The organism is Amycolatopsis sp. lyj-346 (assembly GCF_046548975.1).
Lineage (GTDB): Bacteria > Actinomycetota > Actinomycetes > Mycobacteriales > Pseudonocardiaceae > Amycolatopsis.
Genome location: NZ_JAJPWT010000022.1, coordinates 20,694 through 44,981, shown reverse-complemented (window position 1 = coordinate 44,981; position 24,288 = coordinate 20,694). Strand labels below are relative to the sequence as shown.

At 69.6% G+C, this 24,288-nt stretch carries 22 protein-coding genes and 4 tRNA genes; 12 read left to right on the top strand and 14 right to left on the bottom strand.

The features are described from left to right. Nucleotides 1-3 precede the first annotated feature (3 nt). Genes ACLJQE_RS40720 through ACLJQE_RS40700 form a run of 5 tightly spaced genes read right to left on the bottom strand, consistent with a single transcriptional unit; the run spans nt 4 to nt 4,884 of the window. Entirely contained in the window at nt 4-1,386 is a 1,383-nt protein-coding gene (locus ACLJQE_RS40720) for a wax ester/triacylglycerol synthase family O-acyltransferase (protein ID WP_410645035.1), read from the bottom strand. A gap of 9 nt (nt 1,387-1,395) precedes the next feature. After that, nucleotides 1,396-2,064, bottom strand: a complete 669-nt coding sequence (locus ACLJQE_RS40715; RefSeq protein ID WP_410645033.1) for a hypothetical protein — start codon at nt 2,062-2,064, stop codon at nt 1,396-1,398. A gap of 2 nt (nt 2,065-2,066) precedes the next feature. Beyond that, nucleotides 2,067-2,309, bottom strand: coding sequence for an SHOCT domain-containing protein (locus ACLJQE_RS40710; RefSeq protein ID WP_285450480.1), 243 nt, complete (start codon nt 2,307-2,309; stop codon nt 2,067-2,069). 14 nt (nt 2,310-2,323) lie between these two features. Beyond that, nucleotides 2,324-3,334: an Acg family FMN-binding oxidoreductase gene (locus tag ACLJQE_RS40705; protein WP_410645124.1), complete on the bottom strand. Its 1,011-nt coding sequence runs from the start codon at nt 3,332-3,334 to the stop codon at nt 2,324-2,326. Next, on the bottom strand, nt 3,334-4,884 hold the full coding sequence (locus ACLJQE_RS40700; protein ID WP_410645032.1) for an AAA family ATPase: 1,551 nt from the start codon (nt 4,882-4,884) through the stop codon (nt 3,334-3,336). Before ACLJQE_RS40700 ends, ACLJQE_RS40705 begins: the two co-directional genes overlap by 1 nt. Before the next feature lie 166 nt (nt 4,885-5,050). Here ACLJQE_RS40700 and ACLJQE_RS40695 point away from each other — a divergent pair, with 166 nt between their 5' ends. From ACLJQE_RS40695 to ACLJQE_RS40675, 5 genes are all read left to right on the top strand, one after another. Continuing rightward, the gene (locus tag ACLJQE_RS40695) at nt 5,051-5,776 is read left to right on the top strand and encodes an ABC transporter ATP-binding protein (protein WP_410645031.1); all 726 of its coding nucleotides are present in this window, start codon (nt 5,051-5,053) and stop codon (nt 5,774-5,776) included. Further along, on the top strand, nt 5,773-6,507 hold the full coding sequence (locus tag ACLJQE_RS40690; RefSeq protein WP_410645030.1) for an ABC transporter permease: 735 nt from the start codon (nt 5,773-5,775) through the stop codon (nt 6,505-6,507). The genes ACLJQE_RS40695 and ACLJQE_RS40690 overlap by 4 nt, the downstream gene beginning before the upstream one ends. A gap of 117 nt (nt 6,508-6,624) precedes the next feature. Further along, nucleotides 6,625-7,110: a DUF6292 family protein gene (locus ACLJQE_RS40685; protein ID WP_410645029.1), complete on the top strand. Its 486-nt coding sequence runs from the start codon at nt 6,625-6,627 to the stop codon at nt 7,108-7,110. A 13-nt stretch (nt 7,111-7,123) separates the two neighbouring features. Continuing rightward, entirely contained in the window at nt 7,124-8,137 is a 1,014-nt protein-coding gene (locus tag ACLJQE_RS40680; protein ID WP_410645028.1) for an Acg family FMN-binding oxidoreductase, read from the top strand. Between the two features lie 146 nt (nt 8,138-8,283). Further along, nucleotides 8,284-8,712 carry a hypothetical protein gene (locus ACLJQE_RS40675; protein WP_410645027.1) on the top strand — a complete coding sequence of 143 codons (429 nt, stop codon included), beginning with the start codon at nt 8,284-8,286 and terminating at the stop codon, nt 8,710-8,712. A gap of 297 nt (nt 8,713-9,009) precedes the next feature. Here ACLJQE_RS40675 and ACLJQE_RS40670 read toward each other — a convergent pair whose 3' ends face one another. Next, nucleotides 9,010-11,340 (bottom strand): glycosyltransferase, encoded by a 2,331-nt coding sequence (locus ACLJQE_RS40670; protein ID WP_410645026.1) that lies wholly within the window; start codon nt 11,338-11,340, stop codon nt 9,010-9,012. A gap of 193 nt (nt 11,341-11,533) precedes the next feature. Here ACLJQE_RS40670 and ACLJQE_RS40665 point away from each other — a divergent pair, with 193 nt between their 5' ends. Further along, nucleotides 11,534-12,154: a hypothetical protein gene (locus ACLJQE_RS40665; RefSeq protein WP_410645025.1), complete on the top strand. Its 621-nt coding sequence runs from the start codon at nt 11,534-11,536 to the stop codon at nt 12,152-12,154. A gap of 69 nt (nt 12,155-12,223) precedes the next feature. Then, complete coding sequence (adhP, locus tag ACLJQE_RS40660; RefSeq protein WP_410645024.1) at nt 12,224-13,234, top strand: alcohol dehydrogenase AdhP; 1,011 nt, start codon at nt 12,224-12,226, stop codon at nt 13,232-13,234. Between the two features lie 379 nt (nt 13,235-13,613). On the opposite strand, the gene ACLJQE_RS40655 is transcribed toward adhP, so the two are convergent. After that, complete coding sequence (locus ACLJQE_RS40655; RefSeq protein WP_410645023.1) at nt 13,614-14,063, bottom strand: hypothetical protein; 450 nt, start codon at nt 14,061-14,063, stop codon at nt 13,614-13,616. 514 nt (nt 14,064-14,577) lie between these two features. Here ACLJQE_RS40655 and ACLJQE_RS40650 point away from each other — a divergent pair. Together ACLJQE_RS40650 and ACLJQE_RS40645 are read left to right on the top strand one after the other, a co-directional pair. Then, nucleotides 14,578-16,326, top strand: coding sequence for a TIGR04141 family sporadically distributed protein (locus ACLJQE_RS40650; RefSeq protein WP_410645022.1), 1,749 nt, complete (start codon nt 14,578-14,580; stop codon nt 16,324-16,326). Between the two features lie 227 nt (nt 16,327-16,553). Beyond that, entirely contained in the window at nt 16,554-16,781 is a 228-nt protein-coding gene (locus ACLJQE_RS40645; RefSeq protein ID WP_410645021.1) for a hypothetical protein, read from the top strand. Nucleotides 16,782-17,042: 261 nt separating this feature from the next. On the opposite strand, the gene ACLJQE_RS40640 is transcribed toward ACLJQE_RS40645, so the two are convergent. From ACLJQE_RS40640 to ACLJQE_RS40630, 3 genes are all read right to left on the bottom strand, one after another. Beyond that, the gene (locus tag ACLJQE_RS40640) at nt 17,043-18,503 is read right to left on the bottom strand and encodes an ATP-dependent nuclease (protein ID WP_410645020.1); all 1,461 of its coding nucleotides are present in this window, start codon (nt 18,501-18,503) and stop codon (nt 17,043-17,045) included. A gap of 209 nt (nt 18,504-18,712) precedes the next feature. Then, entirely contained in the window at nt 18,713-19,693 is a 981-nt protein-coding gene (locus ACLJQE_RS40635) for a hypothetical protein (RefSeq protein ID WP_410645019.1), read from the bottom strand. Nucleotides 19,694-19,870: 177 nt separating this feature from the next. Continuing rightward, on the bottom strand, nt 19,871-20,299 hold the full coding sequence (locus ACLJQE_RS40630) for a histone-like nucleoid-structuring protein Lsr2 (RefSeq protein ID WP_410645018.1): 429 nt from the start codon (nt 20,297-20,299) through the stop codon (nt 19,871-19,873). A gap of 228 nt (nt 20,300-20,527) precedes the next feature. Between ACLJQE_RS40630 and ACLJQE_RS40625 the strand changes: the two genes are divergently transcribed. Both ACLJQE_RS40625 and ACLJQE_RS40620 read left to right on the top strand, forming a co-directional pair. Further along, nucleotides 20,528-20,860 carry a helix-turn-helix domain-containing protein gene (locus ACLJQE_RS40625; RefSeq protein WP_410645017.1) on the top strand — a complete coding sequence of 111 codons (333 nt, stop codon included), beginning with the start codon at nt 20,528-20,530 and terminating at the stop codon, nt 20,858-20,860. Between the two features lie 157 nt (nt 20,861-21,017). Beyond that, complete coding sequence (locus tag ACLJQE_RS40620) at nt 21,018-22,229, top strand: tyrosine-type recombinase/integrase (protein WP_410645123.1); 1,212 nt, start codon at nt 21,018-21,020, stop codon at nt 22,227-22,229. 50 nt (nt 22,230-22,279) lie between these two features. Here ACLJQE_RS40620 and ACLJQE_RS40615 read toward each other — a convergent pair. The 4 genes from ACLJQE_RS40615 to ACLJQE_RS40600 all read right to left on the bottom strand — a co-directional run bounded on the left by ACLJQE_RS40615 (nt 22,280) and on the right by ACLJQE_RS40600 (nt 23,075). Beyond that, nucleotides 22,280-22,354: transfer RNA gene (locus tag ACLJQE_RS40615), tRNA-Val, on the bottom strand. Nucleotide 22,355: 1 nt separating this feature from the next. Then, a tRNA-Cys gene (locus ACLJQE_RS40610) sits at nt 22,356-22,426 on the bottom strand. A gap of 23 nt (nt 22,427-22,449) precedes the next feature. Further along, nucleotides 22,450-22,522, bottom strand: a tRNA-Gly gene (locus ACLJQE_RS40605). Between the two features lie 127 nt (nt 22,523-22,649). After that, nucleotides 22,650-23,075, bottom strand: coding sequence for an SsgA family sporulation/cell division regulator (locus ACLJQE_RS40600; RefSeq protein ID WP_013227152.1), 426 nt, complete (start codon nt 23,073-23,075; stop codon nt 22,650-22,652). A 391-nt stretch (nt 23,076-23,466) separates the two neighbouring features. On the opposite strand from ACLJQE_RS40600, the gene ACLJQE_RS40595 reads away from it, so the two are divergent. After that, a tRNA-Val gene (locus ACLJQE_RS40595) sits at nt 23,467-23,538 on the top strand. The last annotated feature ends 750 nt before the right edge of the window (nt 23,539-24,288 follow it).

Below are 24,288 nucleotides of genomic sequence, written 5' to 3'. Positions count from 1 at the left end.
CCTTCAGCGCTGGGCGGGCGCCCGGCGAGCCGCGTCGCGCAGGGCCAAGATCTCCCGCTCGATCGCCTTGGCCAGCACGCCGGTCTCGGGGACGGTGTCGGCGTCGGAAGTGATCCCGAACGTCATCCTTCCGGCGTAGCTCAGCATCGCCACACCGGTGCGCACCCGCAGCGCGATCGGGACGTACGGGTAGATCTCGACGATCCGGCGGCCGAGTGCGGACAGCGGTTCGGCCGGGCCGGGCACGTTGGTCGTCACGGTGACGATGTTGCGCTGTGGCAGGTGCGCGGCCGCCCGGATCGCCCAGGCGATCGGCGCGAACGGCTCGTGCGTGGCGGTCGCGGTCACCAGCGCGCCGGCGTCGGCCTCCTTGCCCGCCTTGAGCGCGCGCAGGCGGTGATGCACCCGGATCAGGCGCTGTACCGGGTCGGTCAGATCGACCGGCAGCAGCGGCAGCAGGAGAGAAACCTCGTTGTCCAAGGCGGTTCCGGTGCGCACCGAGACAGGGACCAGGGACCGCACGCTGTCGGCGGCGGGCGTCTCACCGCGGTGCTGCAGCAACTCGCGGAAGCCGCCGGAGACCGCGGCCAGCAGGACGTCGTTCACCGTGACGTCGAACGCCCGGGCCACGGCCTTGACGTCGGCCAGCGCGACCGAGGCGGTCGAGTACCGCCGGTCCCGTCCGAGCGGCCCGGTCAACCGGGTCGGCGATGCGGGGAGCAGCGCCGACGTCAGCGCGGCGAGGCCGCGCGCGGCATCACTGACGCGGCGGGCCAGCCGGTTCGGGTGCAGCACTTCCCGAGCCAGCAGGCGGGTCTGGTCCCACGGGTTGCGCAGCAGGGTGCCGACCGCCTCGAGCAGCAGCTGCGTCCCGCCGGGATCGGGCGCCGCTTCGACGCGGGCCGGCGCGCCGGCCGGGGTGTCGCCGAAGAGGATCGTCTGCAGATGGGTGGCGGCGAGGCCGTCGGCCAGCGCGTGGTGCAGCTTGGCCAGGATCGCCCACCGGCCGGCGGGCAGCCCTTCGATCACCCAGAACTCCCACAGCGGCCGGTCGCGCTCGAGCCGTTCGCTCATCAGCAGGGCCACCAGCTCGCAGAGCGCGGACTCGTCGTGCGGCGCGGGCAACGCCACCCGGCCGAAGTGCGCGCTCCCGTCGAACGCGGGGTCGTCGACCCAGGCCGGTGGCCCGAGGTCGAACGGCACCGTGCGGACCTTTTGGTGGTAGCGCGGAACACCGGACAGCCGGGCCAGCACGGCGGCGGTGAACTCGTCCTGGCCCGGTGCGGGGCCTTCGGCGATCGCGATCGAGGCGATGGCCAGCGACGAGCCGGGGTCTTCGTCCTCGATTTCGAGGAAGGCCGCGTCGAGCGGGCTGAGCCGGTCCATGACGTCCTCTCAGTGGGCGATGTCGACGACCACCCTGCGGACCTGGTCCCGCGGCCCGGCCTGGGTGAACACGCGGAAGGGCAGCCTCGCGCGCACGCCGACGGCGAACGTGCTCAGGCCTTCGAAAGATCCGGCGAAGCGCACGGCCCGCAGCGACGGCCAGCCCGGCGTGGTCACCAGGGTGTCCCCGGTCGAGGCGAGCACCCGGCCGGGCTGGTGCCCGGCGTCGTCGGCGCCGAGCGCGGGTGCCCGCACGACGACCTCCAGTGCCGCTCCGCCGGGCACCGGTAGCGGGTCGCCCTTCGGATCGGAGGTCACGACCGGGACGTAGCGGACCGCATACCCGGCGTCTGCCGGGCCGTTGACGTCGAAGACGATCCGGTCGAAGCAGCCGTGCCGACCGGCCCGGACGAGGTGGAGCGCGTCCCGGCTCATGGTGTCGGAGCCGCGCGGCTCGGTGCTCCAGCCCGAGGTCGCCGGGCAGGACGGCACGGCCGGTGGCTGCGACGTCGGGCGCGGGGGAGCCGCGGTGGTGCCCGGGGTGGCCGTCGTCGTGGTGCTCGGCGTCGTCGAAGGGAGGGCGGTGCTGCTCGTGGCCGGTGCCGCGCCCTGGTCGCCCCCGCAGCCGGCGAGGGCCAGCCCGCACACCAGGGCCGCGAGGATGGTCGCCGGGCGCACGGTCAGCTCGTCCGCGTCAGCGCGTCACGGCGGCGTTCGTACTCCTCCTGGTCGATCTCGCCGCGGGCGAACCGCTCGTCGAGGATCCGCCGGGCGGTGTCGCCGGGCCGCGGTGGCTGTGGTCCCCGGCGAGCGAGGACGACGACGAGGGCGACCAGCGCGGCCAGCACGAGCGCCATCAGCACGAGCATGCCGATGCCGCCCGCCCAGCCCATGGTCGTGGTGGGGTAGTGCCAGTACGGCATGACCGGCTCCTTTCCTAGTGAGCCTGGAAGTGTTTCGGGGGAGCTTCGAGCGGTTGCAGCACGTCGGCGAGGTCCCGGCGTGGGGTCGCGGGCAGCGGCTCGGCGTTGGCGGGCGCCCAGCCGATGCGCAGCACCATCTGGGGGAATGAGCCGCCGGTCACCCGTTCGGTCACGGTGTCGCGGACGTCGGGCAGCTCCAGCGGTTCGGTCAGCGGGCACGATGACAGGCCGAAGGCGTTGGCCGTGAGCAGCACGGCGCTCGTCGCTTCCCCGGCCCGCAGCCGCGACATCCGGTCGTCGGAGGCGGTGCTCAGCACCAGCAGAACGGTCTCGTCGTCCTCGGCTTTGGCGTCGGGCGGCTGGGTGAGCTGAGGGTCGGCGAACGGCCGGGCGCGCAGCGCACCCGGGGTGTCGTCCGGCGCCGGGGTGTTGCGGGCCGGGACACCGTCGGGAGAGACGTGCCGGCCGCTCCAGGCCGCCAGCTCGGTGCGGTAGGCCGGATCGCCGGCGTGCCGCTCCGACGCCTCTTCGATCGCCGTCGCCAGGTAGTAGCGCGCCGAGTTGTCGGCGGCCTGTAGCACGGTGCCTTCCACCGCCGCGGCCTTGGCCATGGCTTCGACGTGCCCGCGGGGGACGACCCAGGAGCTGTGGCGGCGCCGGTCGGTGCGGCGGCGGGGGATCGCCGCGGCCATCGCGACCTCGTCCTGCGTCGGCTCGTGCTGGCGCAGCGTGACGGCCGCGAGGTGGTCGGGCTCGTCGGGGTTGGGCAGCCGGTGCACTTCGGCGGTCCAGCCGAGGGCGGCGAAGGCGATGCGGAGGTGGTGCAGGGCCGCGCCGCAGCTGAGGATGAGGTCGCGGCCGTCCGGGTCGGTTTCCCGCAGCCGGCGGTCCTGATCGGCGTAGAGGTGCAGCGAGCTGTGCCCGATCCGCCAGTTCCACGGCTGGGAGTTGTGCACCGACGGCGCGCGGACGGCCATGGCCACCGCGGTCTTGACGGTGAAGTCGTCCGGAAATGCTCGCTCCATCATCGGCCTTCCTCGTGGTCGGGGTGTTCTGTTGATTCGAGCCTCGCACCGCTCAGCCGGCCGGCAGCAGGGTCGGAATGCCTCTGGGCGGGGGACTTTGGGTGCTCCGGCGCCAGGCACGCCAGCGCGTGGACGAGCGACTCGGCCGGCGTGCTGCTGGTGGTGAGCGGGTGGGCCTCGGGCCACGGGTCGGCGTCCGCGGCCATCCGGTGGGCGATTTCCGGTGTGGCGTCGGACAGGGTGCCGGTCCGGGCGGTGATCCGCTGCGCCGCCGTCTCTTCCGGTGCCCGGCACTGCACGGCGGTCAGCGGGCTGCTCGTCCGCTCGGCGGCCGCGACGGCGAGTTTGCGGTGCCGCGCGGCGGTCCAGGACGCGTCCAGCACGACGGTCTCGCCGAGAGCGAGCAGCTCCCCGGCGCGGCGCGCGAGTTCGGCGTACGTCGCGTCGGTGTGGCGGCTGTCGTAGAGGCCCTCCCGGTACCCCTCGGCGGGCCGCCGCACGGGTTCGAGCCCGGCCAGCTCCTTGCGCAGCCGGTCCGACTGCAGGAGCGTCGCGCCGAGCCAGTCGGCCAGCCCGCCGGCGATCGTCGACTTGCCGGTGCCCGGTTCGCCCCCGACGAGGATCAGCCGCACCTGCCCCAGCCGCAGGTGCCGCAGCGTGAGATCGGCGTACTCGCGCGCGAGCGCAGCGGCTTCGGGATCGCCTTGGGCGTGCCGCAGGCAGGCGACCTTGGCCCGGACGAACGCGCGGTAGGCGAGGTAGTGGTGCAGCAGCGCCGGGGGAGCGGGGTCGCCGGCGAACTCGCGGTAGTCCGCGATCAGCTGCCCGCCCAGTTCGGGGGCGTCGAGCCGTTCGAGGTCCATCGCGAGGAAGGCGACGTCGTCGAGCACGTCGACGTGCCGGAGGTGGTCGTCGAACTCGAGGCAGTCCAGCACGCGCGGGCCGTCGTCGAGGCAGAAGACGTCGTCGGCGAGCAGGTCGCCGTGGCCGTCGACGACGTGGCCTTCGGCGATCCGGTGGTCGAACAGCGCCGTCCGGCCGGCGAGGAAGTCTTCGGCGAGTGCTTCGATCTCCAGCGCCGTGGCCGGGTCGAGCACGTCCCCGTGGAACGGCCGGACCTGGTCGAAGCTCGCGCGCCACCGGTCCCGGACCGCGTCGCGGGTCTCGTCGGCGTCGATCCCGGGGCCGCGATCGGCGCGTGCGTGGAAGGCGGCGAGCTGCCGGGCCAGCCGGCGGATCGTCACGTGCAGCGGCACACCGCGCCGGACCAGGGTGGACAGCCGGCGGTCCTCGGGCATGCGGCGCATGACGACCAGGTGGTCGCAGACCGCGCCGTCCGGCCCGGTGACGTCGGCGACGCCGAGGTAGACGTCGGGAGCCAGCCGCCGGTTCAGCTCCACCTCCCGGTGGCACACCCGTTCCCTGGCTTCGCGGGTGGAGAAGTCGAGGAAGCCGAGATCGACCGGCTTCTTCAGCTTGTACGCGAGGTCTCCGACGAGGAAGACCGCGCCGATGTGGGTTTCGTGGACGTCGGCCCAGGGCGCGTTCATACCCCGAGGATCCGGCGTCCCGGCGTCGCCGCCGAAGGGCGTTAGGTCACCGGCCGACCGCCGGAAGTCCCGGGCCGGGGACCAAAGTCACCGGCGGCGAGGACCGCGGGCACCTGCCCCCGCGACCGGACGCGCACACCATGGACGCGGACGGAAGGAGCACGCCGTGGACGAACCGGCGATCGTGGTCGAGGGCCTGCGGGTCCGCCGCGGTGGGCAGGAAGTGCTGCGCGACGTCGGGCTCACCGTCCGGCGCGGCACGGTGACGGGCCTGCTCGGCCCCAACGGCAGTGGCAAGAGCACGCTCATGCGCTCGATCGTCGGCGTGCAGATCGTCGAAGCGGGCCGGGTGACCGTGCTCCGGCGTCCGGCAGGCAGCTCGGAGCTGCGCCGGCGGATCGGGTACGCGACCCAGGATCCGGCGATCTACGCGGACCTGACCGTGACCGAGGCGCTGCGGTACTTCGCCGCCGTGCTCGGTGCCCCGTCGTCTGATGTGGACAGGGTGATCGCGCAGACCGGGCTGACCGGCTCAGCCCGAAAAGTGATCGGCCGCCTCTCCGGCGGCCAGCGCGGTCGGGCCAACCTGGCCGTCGCGCTGCTGGGCACGCCCGAACTGCTGGTGTTCGACGAGCCGACGGTCGGCTCCGACCCCGAACTGCGCGACGAGCTCTGGCAGCTGTTCCACCACCTCGCGGAGACCGGGGTGACGCTGCTGATCTCCAGTCACGTCATGGACGAGGCCGCCCGATGCGACGAGCTGCTCCTGCTGCACCAGGGAAAACTGCTGGCCCAGGCCGCCCCCGAGGTGCTCCGCGAGCGCACCGGCGCGCCCGATCTCGAACAGGCATTCCTGCGGCTGATCAAGGGCCGGGAAGGAGCGGCGCGATGAGTGCTCCGATCACGTTCGCCACCACCCGCCGCATCCTCACCCAGCTGCGGCACGACCCGCGTACGGTCGCGCTCATCATCGGCGTGCCGAGCCTGCTGATGATCCTCCTGCGGTACGTCCTGAACTCGGAGCAGCGGTTCAGCGCGATCGCCCCGGCGCTGCTGGGCATCTTCCCGTTCACGATCATGTTCCTGCTGACCTCGATCACCACCCTCCGCGAGCGCACTACCGGGACGCTGGAACGCCTGATGACGATGCCGATCGGCAAGCTCGATCTGCTCTTCGGCTACACGCTGGCGTTCGGCCTGCTCGCCACCTTGCAGGTGGTGGTGGCCGCGGGGATCAGCTTGACGTGGCTGGGCCTCGACATCGCCGGGTCGGTCTGGTCGCTGCTGCTCATCGTCGTGCTGGACGCGCTGCTGGGGACCGCGCTCGGGCTGTTCGTCAGCGCGTTCGCCCGCACCGAGTTCCAGGCGATCCAGTTCCTGCCGGTGTTCGTGCTGCCCCAGTTCCTGCTGTGCGGGCTGTTCGTCCCGCGCGACGAGATGGGGTGGGTGCTCAGCGCGCTCTCGGACGTCTTGCCGTTGTCGTACGCGGTGGACGCGCTCACGCACGTGACCCGCTCAGCGACGATCGACGGCACGCTGGTCCGCAACATCGCGATCATCGCCGGCTGCGCGGTCCTCGCGCTGTTCCTCGGTGCGGCCACCCTGCGACGCCGTACTCCGTGACGCCGCGAAGCGGGCGCTGGTGACGAAAGTCCCTCCCATGGAGGCCGAACGACGCCATCGCGTCCCGGCGGCGAACTCGTACCGTCGGGCCTGGGGGACGCCGGTCCGATGTGGCCGGTGGACGTCCCGAAGCGATGGAAGGTGATTCCCCTGCTGACCGGTATCGACCGTGACCACGGCCTGCGGTGCGGACTGGCCGGCTACCTGGCCGCGGTGAGCGCCGCGGTCGGTGTCGGCGAGGAGTCCTGCACCGTGGATCTCGACGACCCCGCGTCGGCGTACGTCGCGCTGGACCTGCGGCTGCCGCGCCACCCGGGCCGGGACATGGCCCTGCTGTGGAACGAGCGGCACGGCTGGGCGTTCGCCATGGAAACCCATTCCGGTGAGGATCTGCTGGTGCTCGCCTACCTCGGCGGTGAGCTCGTGCCCGCGCCCCTGCGTGTCGGCCGCTTCGTGGCCGGCATCCGGGCCGGCGGGGTGCCGGTCACCGCGCCGGTTCCCCCGGAGCTGCGCGGCGACCGGGGCGAACTGCTGGACAGCCTGCTGCGCTACCGGCGCGGCACGTGGTCCGCGACCGTCCCGTTCCTGTCCCGGGTGGGTTGATCCCATGTCCGCCATGGAGGGAAAGCCCTGGACGTCCGCCGAGACCGAGGTGCTGGTCCGGTCGATGATGCGCGCGCCGTCGGTGCACAACACCCAGCCGTGGCTGCTGGAGGTCGCGCCGGGCGAGCTGCGGGTGCGCGAACGCGCTGAACCGGCACTCCCGCACCACAGGACGCCGCACGGCCGCGACCGCGCGGCGTCCTGTGGTGCCGCCGTGGCCAACCTCGAGCTCGCGACCCGTACCCTCGGCCGGGCCGCGGAGATCGGGTTCCTGCCCGACGAACGGGAGCCGGACCTGGTGGCGCGGATCGACGTCGGCGCCGAGGCCGCAGCCACCCACGCGGAACTCCGCCGCTACGGGGCGATCACCCGCCGGGCGAGCCACCGGGAGCCGTTCGAAGGGGTGGCCGTGCCGGCACCGGTGGTGCGCAAGCTCGTCGACGCGGGCGGGGCGCCGGGTGTGGAAGCACGTCTCGTCCGGCCCGGCCGGGAGGTCGCCGTGGTGGCCCGGCTGCTGCACTACGCCGCGGAGCGCTTCCGATCCGACAGCGGCTACCAGCGAGAGCTGTCCCTCTGGACTATCCGGGAGGAAGGTTCCCACCGGCACGGTGCCGGCCTCCCGGCCAGCCGGGTTCCGGCCGGCTCGGTGCCGTGGGCCGGCCTGGTCCGCCGTTCCACCGAACTGCCGGACACCGCCGAGCTGGAAGAGCGTCTCGCGGGCGAGACGCTGCTGGTCTTCGTCACCACGGACGACGCCCGGCTCGACCACGTCCGCGCCGGGTACGCGATGGAGCGGGCCTGGCTCGCCGCGGTCGACCTCGGCTTGGCGGCCGCGGTGCTGACGCAGCCGCTGCACCTGGAGCCGGTGCGCTCCGCGCTGTGCGAGGACCTCGGGCTCACCGGCTTCCCGCAGGCACTCCTGCGCATCGGGTACGCCGCGGAAGCCGACCCGCTGTCGCCGCGCCGGGCGATGCAGGAGGTGCTGCACGAAAGCCCGGAGACCACTGTGCGCCCGTCGGGACGGTAACCCGCGGATCAGGGCACCACCGGCGCACCGACGCGGGACGGCCGGGATCCGGGCGCCGACGGACTTTCGGCTCTCCGCTCGTGGACTCGGGACCCTGCCCCGGGCGGGGCCGCGGGCCGATGCTGGAGGCGAGAACGGAGGCCACGATGACAACCACGGTGAAGACCCGCCCGCCCATCCGGTCCCGGCGCACCGGGTACCTCGTCGGGGTGGTGCTCAACGGCATCCTGCTGATCCTGGTCAACGGCACCCCGGGGTGGACGGCCGTGCCGTTCTTGACCGACCGCTTCTCCTCGGTGGTGGGTGTGGTCGATCTCGCCCTGGTGGCCGGCCTGGTCAGCGGTCTCGTCCAGGTGTGGCACGACCCCGAGTGGCTCGTCGCGCTCGACGGCGTCGTGACATCGTGCGCCGGCCTGGTCGCCCTGGTCCGGATCTGGCAGGTCTTCCCCCTCGATTTCGCGGGGGCGTCGGTCGACTGGGCGTGGGTGGCCCGGGTCGTGCTGGTCGTCGGCCTGGCCGGGACCGCGATCGGGCTGCTGGTCCAGCTGCTGACCCTGGCCCGGAAAGCCCGGTGACCGGACCGTCGCGCCCGCCGGGCGGTTCCGCATGGCCGCCAGGTGCCGGACTCGCCGTCGTCATCGACGCGGTGCTGAGCGAGCCGAGTACGCCGGTCCGGCTCTGGTGGTCCACAGTGGACGGAATGCGGCCCGGTGGCGGCACCGCGAGTTCTCACGCGGCCGGGTGCCGGGCGAAATCGTGGTGTATGCGGTCGAGGCCGCGGACCTGGGCTTGGGATTCGGGCGCCAGCGCGCCGTGCCCGGGGTCGTCCGGTGGTGGGCAATGGCTTCGGTCGCGGTTGACCGCCGAGCGCGTCACCGCACCTCGGCCGGCCCGACCGCGGTGCGCAGGCGCGCGGCGGCGTGTTCGGGGGCCACGGTCGTCACCGGGACACCCGTCGCCAGCTCCAGCCCGGCGGGAATCTCGAGGCGCGGCACGAGCTGCAGCGACCAAGCGAGGAACGGCGCGGTCTCGTAGCCACCGGGCGCGGTCCGCACGACGATGTTGTAGGCCGGATCACCCAGTTCGGCACGCAAGGCAGCGAGGGCCGCTCGCAGGCACCGGGCCGTCGCGTGGATCTCTTCGGCGTTCGCGGTGGCGAAGTCCGGTCGTGCCCGGTGTGGGAAGATCCGGACCTCATAGGCGGCGATCGGCGCGAACGGCGTGTAGGCGACGACGTGGTCGTCCGCGAAGACGACCCGTTTGCCCTCGCTCAACGCCGCTTCGAGCTGTTCCTCGGCCAGCCGGCGGCCGTGGTCGCGGTGGTGGACGCGCGCCGACTCCAGCTCGCGCCGCGTTCCCGCGGACAACACCGGCAATCCGGCCACCTGCGAATGCGGGTGCGCCAGCGAAATGCCGGCCGCGAGGCCGTGGTTGCGGAACACGACGACCTGGGCGGCCGCAGCGCGCGGTGCCGGTGCTGCCAGGCGCTGAGCACGTCCGCGACCTCCGCTTCGGTGCCCGTCGCGAGGTCCCAGTCGTGCCGTGGCGACTCGATGACGATCTCGTGCCTGTCGGACAGCGCGTACCGGTTCGGGACCGCGCGGACGCGCCAAGGCGATCCGTCCCCGGGCAGCCGCCAGGTCTCGGGCGGGGTGTCCTCGGTGCCCGGGCAGAACGGGCACGCGGCCCCGGCCGCGCTGTGCGGGCGCGTCCGGCGGCCCGGCGCGAGCACGGTCCAGTCCTCGGTTTCGGCGTTCCAGCGCAGCTCGCCGCCGTGCCACGGCCGGGCCGTCACGACGCCTGCCCTGGCCGGAACGCGGTGCGGCACCGCTCGGAGCAGAAGGAGTAGGTACGGCCGTCGTCGACGACGGTGGGCGTCGCGCCGCCGGGTGGGACGGCCAGCCCGCAGACGGGATCGCGGTGGTCGGACGGGTCATCAGCGCGCCGGGCGGGTCGCCGTGGGCGAGGCCGTCGAGCAACGTCAGCTCGTCGAGCAGGAGCCGGGGGAGCAGGAAGTGCCGCCGGACGCGTTCGCGGCCGGACGCGCCCAGCGCGGCCGCGCGGCCCGGGTCCTGGAGCAGGTCGAGCAGTTCCCGCGCGCAGTCTTCGGTGGAGTCGACCAGTACGCCGCCTGTGTCGTCGGCGACCTGCAACGGGATCCCGCCGGCCCGTCCCGCGACGATCGGAGTGCCCTTCCACAGCGCTTCGGAGACGACGAGCCCGAACCCTTCGCGGATCGACTTCTGGATCATCACCGACGAGAACTTCTGGAACGCGTTGACCTCGACGTTGCCGACGCCGGTCAAGTTCGTGAAGACGTGGATGTCCGGGTCGTCCCGGCTTGCGTCGCTGATGCTGCGGTAGACCTCCCACCCTTCCGGGTCGTCGAGCGCCATGGACCCGACCAGCGCCAGTTGCAGGCCGGGCACCTCGGGCCGCACCAGGCGGAAGGCCTCGATCACGCCCAGCGGGTCCTTCCACGGGTCGAACCGGGATACCTGCGTGACGAGCGGGCGGTCGGGTTCGATGCCGATCCAGTTGAGCACCGCGTGCGCGGTCCGGTCGTCCAGGGACATGTTCTTGGGGCTGAGCGGGTCGATCGCCGGGCAGATGATGTCGGCGCGGTCGCGCGGGAGCGTCGGGGGCACGAAGTCTGGCAGGGTGAACACCGTCGCGTCGTAGCCTTCGACGAATTTGCCGAGGTAGTCCCAGGCGCCGGGGGCGGGCTGGGAGGTGTCGACGTGGCACCGCCACACCGACGGGGCCCCCGTGGTGTCCGAAAAGGACAGCACGGCGGCCGGCTGCGGGTCGTGGACGAACACGAAGTCGCAGTCCGCGAAGTCCGGGTCGGCCGACAGCTGTTCGGCATTGCGGCGCGAAGTCTCCTCGTAGAGCCGGATCTCGGCGTCCGTGATCGGTTCGGTGCCGCCTTGGAGCGCGTTGTGGAGCTTCTTCGTCACCGCGAAGAAGGCCGGCTCGCCGCTGATGATCTTCCAGGTCGCGCGAACACCGAGGTCGTTGTAGAGCGGCACGGCGGATCGCAGCAGCTCGGAGACGCCGCCGCCGTAGGGCGTGGCGCTCAGGTGGATGACCCGGGCACCGCGGAGCCGGTCCGCCATCGCCAGCAGCGGTTCCACGATCCAGTCCGGGACGACCTTCCGATAGGCCGAAACGGCGAGTTCACCGACGTCGACAGTCTGCATCTGAGGCCCTCTCGCTCGGCGGCCGGGTTTCCAGCGTCGGTCCGGGAGACCGGTGCCGCCAGGGCCCAAAGTCACCGGAATCGCGGCGGCGGAAACGGACGCATGGCCCGCGGGCGGGGGACCGTGTGCCCTGCACCGTGGCCGTGCTCGGCCGTGATGCTTGGCCCACCCCTATTGCGGAAGGCAGGACGAGATGTACACGTCGATGTGGTTCACCCGGTTGCGGCACAGCCTCTCGCCCGGGCGCAACACCGTGGCCCGCCCGTCGGACCGGGTCCAGGCGGCCGTGCTCCTCCTCGTGGTCCTGACGTCCCTCGTCGCAGGGGCGGGCGCGGTCCTGCTCGGGATCGGCATCCAGGCGGGAGAAGCGGCCAAGTCACGCGAAGAGACCGCGTCGCGCTACCAGACGACTGCGGTGCTCCTGGCCGACGGCCCGGCCCCCGGCGCGGCCGGGCGCACCGCCACACCGGGCGAATCCGGGCCGGCCAAGGCGTTCTGGGTGACACGTGACGGCCAGCGGCACACCGGCGAGGTGGACGCCCCGGCCGGAACGGTCGCCGGCAACGAGGTCCCGATCTGGCTCGACAGCACCGGCACGCCGGTCGGCCACCCGCTCACCCCGATCGCGGCGGCCGTGGACGCGACGGTCATCGCGACCGGGCTTTGGGTGGGTGTGGTGTTCCTGCTCGCGCTGGCCTACGGCGGAGTGGTCATCCTGCTGAACCGGCGCCGCCTCGCCCAATGGCAGCAGGAGTGGTTCGCCCAGCAGCCCGACCGGACCCGGCGGGATGACCAAAGTCCCGCCGGCTCGTGACCGTCGGCCACGGCCCGCCCGCGGGTGGATCGGCGATCGTGGACTCTCACCGTCCGAAGAGGAGCGAACATGAAGGCCGCCGTCGTCACGGATTTCTCGTCCCCGCTCGAGCTGCGCGAGGTACCGATCCCGGAGCCTGGTCCCCAGCAGATCCTGGTCCGGCTGGAGACCTGCGGGATCTGCCACACCGACATCCACGCCGCTCACGGGGACTGGCCGGTCAAGCCGGCGCTGCCGCTGATCCCGGGCCACGAAGGCGTCGGCATCGTCGAACGTGTCGGTGCCGGCGTGCCAGAGACCCGGATCGGGCAGCGAGTCGCGCTGCCGTGGCTCGGCTCGGCCTGCGGCGAGTGCGGCTTCTGCGTCTCCGGCTGGGAAACGCTGTGCGAGGCACAGCAGAACACCGGCTACTCGATCGACGGCGGCTACGCCGAGTACGCCGTGGCGGATGCGCGCTACGCGGTCCCGGTGCCGGACGGCGTCGCGCCGCTCGAAGCGTCTCCGCTGACCTGTGCCGGCGTGACGACCTACAAGGCGGTCAAGGTCGGCAACGTCCGCCCGGCGGACCGGGTGGCGATCTTCGGCGTCGGCGGCCTCGGCCACCTGGCGATCCAGTACGCGCGCATCGCGGGCGGCTTCGTCACGGCGGTCGACATCGAGCCCGGAAAGCTGGATCTCGCCCGCGAACTCGGCGCCGATCGCGTGGTCGACGCGAGCGCCGGCGACCCGGCCGAAGCCATCCAGGCCGAAGGCGGCGCCGACGTGGCGATCGTGCTGGCCGCCGCGCCGAGCGCGTTCGAGCAGGCTCTGCGCTCCCTGCGCCGGGGCGGTCGGCTGGTGTGCGTCGGCATCCCGGCGGGCGGGGTCCTTCCGGTGCCGATCTTCGAGGCGGTGATCAAGGGGATTTCGGTGATCGGCTCGATCGTCGGCACCCGCAAGGACCTGGCGGAGGTCTTTGCCTTGCACGCTGCGGGCCGGACGACCGTGACGGCCGAGACCCGGAAGCTCGAGGACATCAACGAAGCGTTCGAAGAGGTCCTGGCCAACCGCGTCCCCGCGCGTCTGGTGATCGAGTTCTGACTCGGTGACAGAGTGCTCCACCGAGCCGGATCTGCCGGGTGGTCATCCCACCTGCCGCAGGTCCGGCTCACGGGGTGGGCACGGTCAAGGACGCCATCGCCCGGCGGGTGGCGTCGATGCGCTCGGCGTCCCAGGTGACGCCGGGCCCGGGCCCGGGAACGACGACGTGATCCCGGCCGGCCCCAGTGCCGGCACCGACCAGTCCGCCCGCCGCGTTGCCCCGAACGGCCGAGCTGCCGTCCGCCGCTCCGCTGTGTCCGGCGTGGACAGTCCCATCAGGATCAGGCCGCGACCGAGCCGGCCGCCCCGAGATCGTCCGCGCGGTGCGGGACGGGCCGGGGTGACCCGGCGAGTCACCTCTCACCGGGTAGACGGGGGCCTACCGGTCGCGGAACGATCCGTCGCCGGTCGCGACGCCCCCTCGGGGCACCCGCGGAACCTGGGACTTCTTCGGCGGCGGCGTCGACGGCGGGGCGGCTTTCGGGACGACGGTGAAGGTCGCGGTGAGCGTGCGGTACGCGATCAGGCCGTTGCCGCCCCGGCCTTCGCAGCGCACCGACACCGAATACCGGCCCGGTGGCACGGCCCGCACGGTCGCGGGCAGGTCGGCGGTCGAGCGGAGAGGGTCCACGGCTCCCGAGACGGCCAGCGCCGCCGACTCGACGGGCGGCAGCGGCCGGAAGAAGAACGGCTCTTCCGCCGGGCACTCGATCCGGACTTCGACCTGGCTGCCGGCGGAGCCTCTGGCCGGTCGCACGGCAAGCCTGCCGTCGAAGCCGGCGGTCGCCGCCGGGGCGAGGCCGAGCAGCAGCGCGGTCGACGTCAGCACGATAGCTCCTGAATGGCGGGACATACCCCTCCCTCTGTCGCGTCCGTATCCGCTCATCGTCGTCCGGCATTGCGCGAACAGGGAGAGAAGAAAGTCATCAGCTGTGGTGTCCGAGGTCCATCGCCGCGGCCGGAGCGCCGTTCGGGTCGAAAGGGCAAAGGATATCTCCGGTGCGGCCCCTTCCGGGCCCGGTCGCAAGTCCGCTCGACGCAGTCTGGTCAATAACGGGACAACTTCGCTACAACGAGTGAAGCTGACCCGGTCGCCTCGTACTGTCGGTCACATGCTTGCCGTGTGCACCGCCGATCGGCGGAACTATCCGAGGCGGGCCGTTCACCGCTTTGGGTGGACCGCTGGCCGCTCTGGTTGAACTACCAGCGAGTACGCGCCGTGTCGTGCCGCATGCTGGCTCGACCACGTGTTACCCAGGTAACGGAACGCGGCCCTCTGCGGGAACAGAGGGCCGCGTGAGTGTTCCAACTGAATAGCCGAACCACGTCCAAGTCGCTCAACCATGGAACACCGCGAGCTTAGGGCTGCAGCGCGGAATGCGCCAGCCCCAGTTCTTGCGGTGTTCACTGGCCATGTCCACAAAGGATCGCCGATGCCCGTGAGCACCACCTGCAAACCAGTCAGCGTCTACCGCCTCGAAGGCGGCCGTGAATTGGCCGACTACCTCGGCCCCGTGGAGGACGACGTCCTCTTCGACGGCCCCGTCATCATCAATGGCATTGAAGGCCGTCAGGTCCTCGGTACGCGGGAGACCGACCGTCCGGCATGGGCGGATCAGGTCGAGTCGCTGACCGGCCTTGCCCTCCCCGAGCTGGCGGGACGCCAGCCGTGGACGGTCGTCCTCCTCCCGGTCGGTGAGTGGACATTCGCCCTCACGTTCGGTGGCGCTCACCACCTGCTCAACGACGAACTGGTCGACCAGTCCTTCGGGCTGTCGTACGCGATCCGGCGGCTCGACGCCGACCGCCTGGGCACTGTCGCCCGGGCCGCCCTGGACGCAACGGCGCGCCAGATCCAGACGTCGTTCCCCGGCGGCGGCGACCTCGGAGCTTTCGGGCTGGAGCCCTACGGCGAGATGGTCACGCGGGTCGCCGGTTCCGCGGACCTGAGCGACCTGACTTACGGCCGGGAAACCCAGCGCAAGCACCAGATCCGGGCCGCTCGGTCGCTCAACCTGCCGATGTCGAGCAGCCCCGCTGCCTTCACCCGCGACCTGGAGACCCTCACAACAATCGTCGACGAGCCGGACGAGCACTCCGCGCTGAGGTTCTGGGCGCAGACGCGTCCCCTCGGGAAGCGCCACCCGTTGCTGCCCGACCTCGAGCGCCGGCTGGCGAAGGCACTCGGCGGCGACGCGGACGCCGGGCCGCTGGGATTCGCCTGGCCGCACAACGCGATCCGAGAGGCCGAATCGGCCGACTCCTTCAAACTGCGCCGGGCCGGTAGAAGTCCGGTCGTCTTCACGCGCGAGGACGGGCTCGAGGCGATCGTCGGCCGGCTCTCGCTGCTGAACCCGCGGGAGCGGATCAGGCTGCTGCGCGATGCCTCGGTGACGCCGTGCGAGGACGTCGAAGGGCAGTACCAGCTCCGCAACCAGATCGCCCTGCGTAAGTGGATCTCGTTCGAAACCGAGATCGACCACAGCACCTACTGCTACCACCAGGGCGAGTGGTACCGAATCGGCGAGCAGTTCGTCGATCAGATCCGCAGCCAGGTCGCCGAGCTCCTGACCCACCGCGCCGACCTCGACCTCCCGACCTGGGTCCCGACGGGCAAGCAGGACGATGAGCACCGCTATTGCGAATTGGTCGCCGAGCAGGCCGGATTCGTGTGCCTCGACCGGGACCTGGCCAATACCCCGTTCAACCGGAGGTTGGAACTCGGGGACTTGCTCGGCCCTGGCGACCAGCTGATCCACGTCAAGTGGCTCTCCCAGGCCACCGCGGCCAGCCACCTGTTCGTTCAGGCCGGCAGCGCTTCCTGGTCGCTTCGCGCGGAGCCGGAAGCCCTCGAACAGCTGCGGGCCAAGGTGCGTGCGGCGGACCCGGAACGCGAGTTGAAGGCACCGTCCTCGGTGGTGCTGGCCGTGGCAGGTCGACCGTGGACGGTCGAAAAGCTGTTCACGCTGTCCCAGATCGGCCTGCTGCGCCTGAACGCCGAAGCACGTTTCCTCGACACCAAGCTGGAGTTCGCTGAGATCCCGTTCCTGGACAAGAAGACGGCCAAGCAGATGCGTGAAAACGCGGCTTAAGGTTGAGTGCTACGTAGGGGAGGGCCGGTTTCGCGACCGGCACTCCCTACGCGGAACGTTGTCCCAGGGGCCGGCAGCGGCTCTGTGTAGCCGTGCCTCCGACGGTGTCTGCCACGGGCTTGAACGGCGAATGCGGCCGCAGGTTCATGGAGAAGGGGCGTTCTGATGGCGCACGTTCACGTGAACCGGCTGGCGTCCGGCCGCGGTGCAGCGCTATGGTCGGTCGCATGAACACGCATCCCGCGCAGGGATGCCACGAACATGTGTTCGAGTCCCCCCCCCCCTCGGACACTTACGGCACGCCTGGTCTCGGCGATCCGGCCGATAACGAGCTGGGCGTCGGCCCCGGCTTTGAGCACGGCGCGGTGACGGTCCAGGGCGCGATTGCACTCCTCGATGACCGTCTCGTCGGCCACAGCGGCGGGGTCTGCATCCACGTCCGGTTGCGCGCGTAGAGAGCGTGGATGGCGTCGTCAGGCTCGACGAGATCGACGGGGCCCACCGCTTCATGTAACACGGCAGTGCCGGGGAAGCTCGTCGTGGTCGCCCGAACTGCGGGCGCCTTGGGCCCGCGCTCTGCGCTATGCGCTCATCGATCGTTCGGTGTCGCAGTGGACTACTTCATCCGGCTGCCTTCGGTTCGCGGCTCGTTGGCTTGTCGCGCGCACGCATCCCTATGCCCGCGGATGGCGTCGTCGCTGGATTGCCTTCGCGACTCAGCGCAGTTCAGACTCCAGGAAGGTCATACAAGGGCGAAACTCCTCGATAGGCCGGTCAGCGACGTAGGCGTTGCAAGCTAGGGCATGAATGACTGCAGTTTCGAGGCCTAAGCGCTTCCCGACGGCGGCCGCTATATCGTGATGGTCGGCTACGGTCACCATAAGCTCTGGCAATGCCAGGTCGTGGTCGTCTGCGAAGAACTTGATGACGGCGGGATCATTGAAGATCACCCGCTCGGGTGCGTCGCCGCCGGGAAGCGCCAGAACGCCGTTCTTGCCAGCATCGGCCATGTCGCCGTCGGTAAGGCCGACTGATTTCAAGCCGCCTTCTCGCAGTATTCGAACAGCCTGCCGAACTTGGTCGGCGCCGCCTGCTTCGACGAACCTGCAGCCCGTCAACATATCTCGATCGCAACGTCGCATGATGGCCGCGGCGAACTGGTGCGATAGGGTGTCTTCCGTGCAGATCACGCGGCTCCCAGGGGCTCGGTCTCCCCTGAGGTAGGCGTCGACTTGGTATGTCGCAAGGCCGGGCGTGACTTGAATCTGACCGTCGCTAGCGCTTCGTCGTAGGTACGCGACGGAGTCCGGGCCGAGTTGCCCGAGGATTGCCGCACTATGCGTGGTCAGGACGATCTGATGGCCACGGCGAGCGGCTACGTCTACGAAGTATCGCGCCAACCTCTCCTGTGCTTCGCCGTGCAGGGAGGTTTCCGGCTCCTCCAGAATGAACAAGCTTTGGGCGGGCGCGGTCTCCATTGTGTTGATCATGTAGACGACTCGACCTTCGCCGAATCCCATGTTGTTCTCTGAATAACGGCGTCCGGCACGTGTGGCCATCGCGAGTTCGGCCGTCCTCGCTCGATGAATCACTTCGGTGAAACCGAGGTTCTGGTATGATAAACCCAAGACTGCTGCAATCTTTCTTGCGACATCGGCAGTGAGATCGCGAGTCGCACCCAGCTGTATGAGATGGCCGCCGTATATCGAGAAGTCACGCCTTTCAACTTTCGGTATGAACTGGGTGAAGCCAATGTAGTAGCAAGCACGTCCCGGTTGACGCTTGTACCCGGACCACTCCTTGCATGCTCGCGCTACGGTCACCTGTTGTGGGTCGCCGGCGTCTTGCATGCTGTAGGCGTAGATGACTTTCGCGTTTGCGGTGAACGGATTTGGGTCGGCGGCGGAGACGGGGAAGAAGTCCTTGACGTAATATCTGCGCAGGGTTCCAGTGGTAGGTCGCTTGTAAGCGCACGACGCTAGCTGGGCCAGCGTGCTCTTTCCTGTCCCGTTCAGGCCGCAGAGTGCAGTGATGGGTGATTCAAAGACCAGTCGCAGGTTGTCGATCCCGCGGAATCCTTGTACGTCCATCGCGTGCAATGCCGGGCCAAAGTTGGCATATCGATTGCGTGGGACGAACTTGGCTGCTAGTCGCCGAATGTCATCGCCGTGTCCCAATTGGCGCCACCTCCGCCGACGGTTCTCGTTGCCAGCGGTGCCGGCGTCCTTAAGGACAGTCGTAACTCGGATGGAGTCCGTTACGCACCATGTGGCAGCCCTTAACTGTGCCTCAGCGTGCGCTTCAAGGATGACCCGGGGCGCGGACACGTGGCGTTCAGCCCGCACTGGCTCTGAGGCAGGCCACTACGGGGCGCATGCGAGTCCGTTCACGCCGATTCCTCGAGGAAGACGAGTGTCGGGAGGAGTTCGGTCAGTTTCGTGAAGCAAGTCGGTCGGAATGGTTCAGGTGGTCGGATCGGCCCGGTTGAGTCTGTTACCCGCCACGTGAGCGTCGTCGTCTGATTGTGCAGGTCCGTGGTGCCGACCCAGATGGCTGGACGATCGGCGAACGGTGCCTCGGCGGCGCCGAAGACCCGCCCGCCCAGGTCTGTCAGCACCAGCGGTATCTCTGTTTGTCTCCAACTGAAGGAACCCCACACCTCGATGGCCTTGATCAGGTGGAAGGTGCCCGACTCGGTGTTCAGGAGCTGGTAGCCGAGCGTGTCTACGACGACACCGAGTGAGAAGCCGTTGATGTCTTCGCGTTCCGGGTGGCTGTGGGCTGACTTATTGAGGTGATCCGCTACCGGCTGCAGATGGATCAGTTCGTGAGTTAGGACGCCTAGGCAGCCAAGCAGGTCGCGATCGTCGGAGAAGACGTCTAAGTCGGGCCGTCCCTCAACGGGGATCAAGCCGCCGCCGTCGAGGACGTGGGCCCGGCAACCGCTGGCGTTGTAGGTCACGTAGTCCACATAGAAGGTCTTGACTACGGATTCGCCGTCAGCTTCGAGCACCTTGGGTGTCAACGCTTGGACCCGGTCGCCGGCGAGGTCGACGGCGATGGCGGCTGACCGGCTGAAACCCGACTTCGAGACGAGCAGCAGTCGGCTGGTCGGAAGGTTGAGATGCTTCTGGAGCATCCCCTGTACCCATGTAACGTCGGCAGGTCGGCTGCGTTCGATCACCTCGATGCTGATGACGATGGGTTCCCCGTCGAGCTGGCCTTCGACGACGACGTCGACCTCGCGCTTGATGCCCAGCACCTTGTCAACGAGGAGCTTGGACTCTGTAACGGTAACTCCCGGGCTGGCAAGCTGCTGGCGTACGAGGTGCACGATCGCCTGGAAGGGCGTTGACCGCTTCGGCATGTACTGAGCATAAGCTGGATAGTGCCAAGGGGACTGGAGGCGCGCAGCCCGTCTGCCACGGAATCCGGGTTGCCGCTTGTCTCCAACAGGGCTCCATGGCGGAGTTAGAGGCGTCAGTGCTGCAGCGTCGGGTACTCAAATCGCAACTTGTGGAGGCGGCGACGAATTATCGGCGATTTACTTTCGGGTCTTAGATCGTCGTTTGGGCGTTTCAGTCCGAGCTTTCCGAGCTGCCCTCGGTTCGTCGTCTTGGCGAGATGAGTGGTAGGCCTCGACTACTGCCTTCGAAATCCGTCCGTGGTCGGCGACCTCATGCCCGTTCTGCTGGGCCCATTCGCGTATGTCATGAGCCGCTGCGTAGGCCGTGCTCGACTTTGGTGTTCGCGTCGTGCGGTCGGTCGGCTGGCCGACGGCAACCTTGATGCGGCGGCCGCCCGTGCGGCGAGCGGCTGTCACGTATGGCTCCATCGCTGCGCGCAGCGCGCCGGCGTTCGCGTTGGACAGGTCAATCTCGTAGGACACGCCGTCGAGTCCGAACGGGACGGTCTGGTCGGCTCGGCTGCCATCTGTGTCGTCGGATATCTCGATGGAGATTCGTTTGGCCATTGTCGTCGTCTTTCCTGAGTGGTTGGTGTTCCTGCTGGATCGGTCGAATAGTAGCGTCGTGCGGTCGCGCGTGGTCGGCGGGTATGTCCTTTGACGAGGCTCTTCTTATTTCTTGCGAGAGACCGTTGACTGCTCGTACCCGTGTCGGCATGGATGGCTGTATGCGATGGCGAACACTTCCCTTGAATTCGAGTCATGCGGCAGTCGAAAGAGGAAAGGAGAAACGTGATGAAAAGCGAGACAGGTCCGGAGCACTTTGATGGCGTCGCGGCAGCGATCCGCGAACTTGCCGAGGCAGTACGGGTGGCCGCGCCGGAGCCGCCGGCTGACCCGGACACATTGCTTACCGCCGAGCAGGTGGGGAAGCTGCTGCAGCTGTCGCCGAGGACCTTGAAGGACCAGGCCGCTGCGGGTGCTGTGCCGCACCACCGGTTCGGCAAGCACTACCGGTTCACCCGCGGCGACGTCGCCGAGATCGTACGGCTGAGCGCTGCGCCGGTGACGCCGCCGCGGCGGCGGGTGTCCGTTGCGGACGTTGCCCAGGATTTCCGTGCCGCGTGAGGCGGGCGGAGTAACAGAGAAGATGAGGAGTTGAAGGATGGCCCACGGCCAGGAAGAGCCCGGCACGGGTGAGTGGCGTGCCCGGTACAAGCGTCCCGACGGGACGTGGGGAAGCAGGTCTGGGTTCCCGACCAAGAAGGCTGCCGAGGAGTGGGGGCTGGAGCAGGAAGCGTTGATCCGGCGGAACCTGTGGCTGGACCCGCGTGATGGCGAGACCAGGTTCGACGACTTCGCCGAGGAGTGGCTCGCTGCCGTGGCCCCGCGGCTGGAGCTGAACACGGTCGCGAAGTACCGCTCGTTCCTCGACACCCAGCTGCTTCCGCAGTGGAAGGCGTGGCCGTTGATCGCGATCTTCAACGGGTACGTCGAGATCGAGCGGTGGCTCTCGGAGCTGCATGAGGACTACGCCGAGTCGTCCGTCTCATCGTACTTCGCGTTGTTCTCCACCATCCTCAACGCCGCGGTGCGGGCCCGGATGATCCCGGCGAACCCGTGCAGTGGTGTCCGGGTGTCCAAGGGTGAGTTCGACGCGGAGCGGTTGGTGGCGACGCCGGCTCAGGCGTTGAGGGCTGCGATGCGGCTCTACGAGCTGGGTTTGGGGATGTCGGGGTTCGTGTTGTGCCTGATGGATTTCTATACCGGTGCCCGTTGGGGTGAACTTGTTGGGCAGCAGCGGCACGAGTACGACTCGGAGCGGCGGGGGATCGAGATCCGGACGCCGCTGAAGGAGGTGGCCGGGAAGGTCTACAAAGGAGGCCGGAAGAGTGATGATCACCACTCCGAGGGCCGCCAGCGGCCGCCGACACGGCGGGGGAACTCCCGGCCGAAGAAGGGCCGCACCAAGACGCCAGCAGGAACGAGGTTCGTGGCGCTGCCGCCGGGGATCGCGGTGCTCTACGAGGAGCTGATGGACAGCCACCGGGATCCCTTCGTGCTGTGTACGCCGGAGGGGCATTCGTGGCGGCGGTCGAACTTCCGGATCCGGTTCTGGCGGCCGGCATGGGACGGGGTCGAGCTCGACGAGTCCGGGGCGGGGGAGCGGCGCCCGCCGATCCTGCCGACCTTCACCTTCCACGAAGGCCGCCACACCCACAGCACTTGGCTGACCGAAGACGGCATCCCCGAGGTCGCCCGCCGGGCCCGGCTGGGGCAGAAGATGAAGGGCATCGCCCGGGTCTACGACCACGTGACGCCGGCGATGGTGAACCAGATCTTGGACGCCCTGGAGGAGCGCTGGCTGCGGTCGCTGGCGTCTCTGTATCCGGGGGAGCGGGCGAAGCTGGTGTCGTGGTTCCCGCACCTGCGGTCCCGCCGGGCGATCGGGCCGGGTCCGGGCGCCGTCGCCGGATCGTCGCCGACTGACAGCTAGAAGCCCTGCCCCTCCGGGGAGGGACAGGGCTTCTGACCTGCGAAAACATGTGGTGCGCGATACTGGGATTGAACCAGTGACCTCTTCCGTGTCAGGGAAGCGCTCTCCCGCTGAGCTAATCGCGCGAGGTGGAGACGGGATTCGAACCCGTGTACACGGCTTTGCAGGCCGTTGCCTCGCCTCTCGGCCACTCCACCGTGACAGGCCCGAGAGCCTACCGAGCGGATGACGGGATTCGAACCCGCGACCCTCACCTTGGCAAGGTGATGCGCTACCAGCTGCGCTACATCCGCACTACACCACTCGGCGAGGGTTAGCTCCGGAAGTTCGTTCCCCCGTCGCCGTGGTGTGGGAAAACCATATCGGACCCCGGAAACGGGGCTGACACCGGGGTGTCACTCCGCCGTTGCGGGGTCTTCATCAGGCCAGATCGTGGGGGATGAGGTGGGTGAGGGCGTCGTCGACGTCGACCCACAGGTGCTCGTTGCCCGGGAGCACCACGTCGTAGGTCCGGTCGAGGAAGTCGGCCAGCTCCTGGGCGGACGCCTCGAACATGGCGTGCCCCGACGGCGAGTTCAGCTCGATCAGGACCGCTTCGGGGTCCTCGACGGACGGGCGGATGCGGACGTCCCCGTCGCCCGCGTCGGCCAGGAGGCCGTCCGCGAGGAGGTCGCGTGCGTACACCCACTCGACCCAGCCGGCCCGGCCGGTGCGGAAGGCGGCGACGACCGCGTACGGGTCGCGTGTGTCGTAGCGCAGTTCCACCTTCACCGGAACCGCGGGAGTCCGCGGCGCCAGCAGGTCGAAGACCGCCGTCGAGCGGAGCGTCACGTGATCGTTGCGCATCGTCCTACCCTTCGTCTCCCTTCCCGGCCCGGCCCGGCCGAGTGCGTCACTGCTGGGACGCATCAGGAGGCCGATTCCGTCGCGGGTGCGCCGCAGATCACCCGTCCGGGCTCTTCGGCCCCCGTCTCTCACCCGTGACCACCCACGGCGCGCAACTGACCGGCGCGCCCCGCGGGGCCCACGCCTCCATACTGCGCGGTTTAGTCGCCGGGCGATAGCACCGTCGCACGGATGTCGAACGTGGCGCCAGGCGGCCCCCCGGCCGGACAACCCTGGCTAGCTCGGGGTTGTGCGTTCCGTACTCGCCGGTAAGCGGAGTGTGGTCGGCCAGGACCACCCGTTTGCAGGCGCCTGAAAGTCGTACGCTAAAGTTACGGACAACACCGCGAGCGGGCGATTAGCTCAGCGGGAGAGCGCTTCGTTCACACCGAAGAGGTCACTGGTTCGATCCCAGTATCGCCCACCCGATCGCGGGAGAGCCCTGTTTGCGGACTGCGCAAACAGGGCTCTCTTCGTTGTGCCCTGTGGGGGCCGAGTCCCCACGCCCCCGCCGGGGGCAAGCCCCCGGACCCCAGGTCGGGTCGCCTTTTCGGGGCGGCAACCGGTGGGCGGTGGCCGTGCTCCGGGAAAGCGGAGTGAACGGTCCGTTCGGATCATCCGTATCAGCTCGTGAGGGCGGTCCGCGCCTCTGTCGCCGGGGCTCCGCCGGATCTGCCTTCGCAGCCGGCCGTCGCGGCGGATTTTTGTCGAATGGCGGGCCGGGGGAGGTCGGGTGTGATCCTCGGCACGTCGTGGTGTCCGCGGTCACGTGGCCGCACGGCGAGGACGTGTGACAGAACCGCCGCGGGTGACGGTTTGGCGACGAATGTCACTGTAGGTGCCCGCCGCAGTCCGGTGAGGCTGGGTGCCGGTCCGGGTTGGTCCACTGTGGATGGTGTCGATCCGCAGTGTCCACAGTAGATCCCAAGAGGGCCCGGTGGGCCGTTTGGCGGTGCTTGGTCCACCCGAGTGCGGGCATCGCCTCTTTCGCTACGGAAAGTAATTTTCGCGGGGATACGCGGTATCACGCATCGTCTTCATCTTGTTATCTTCCGGCGATTTTCCGCCGGGGATGGCACGCGGCATGTGGCTGGAAATCCTTGTAACACTGGCGAGAGAGTCGCCGATAACTTGCCGTGTGAAGCCGCCGCCGGCGCTGCGCGACCACTGGGAT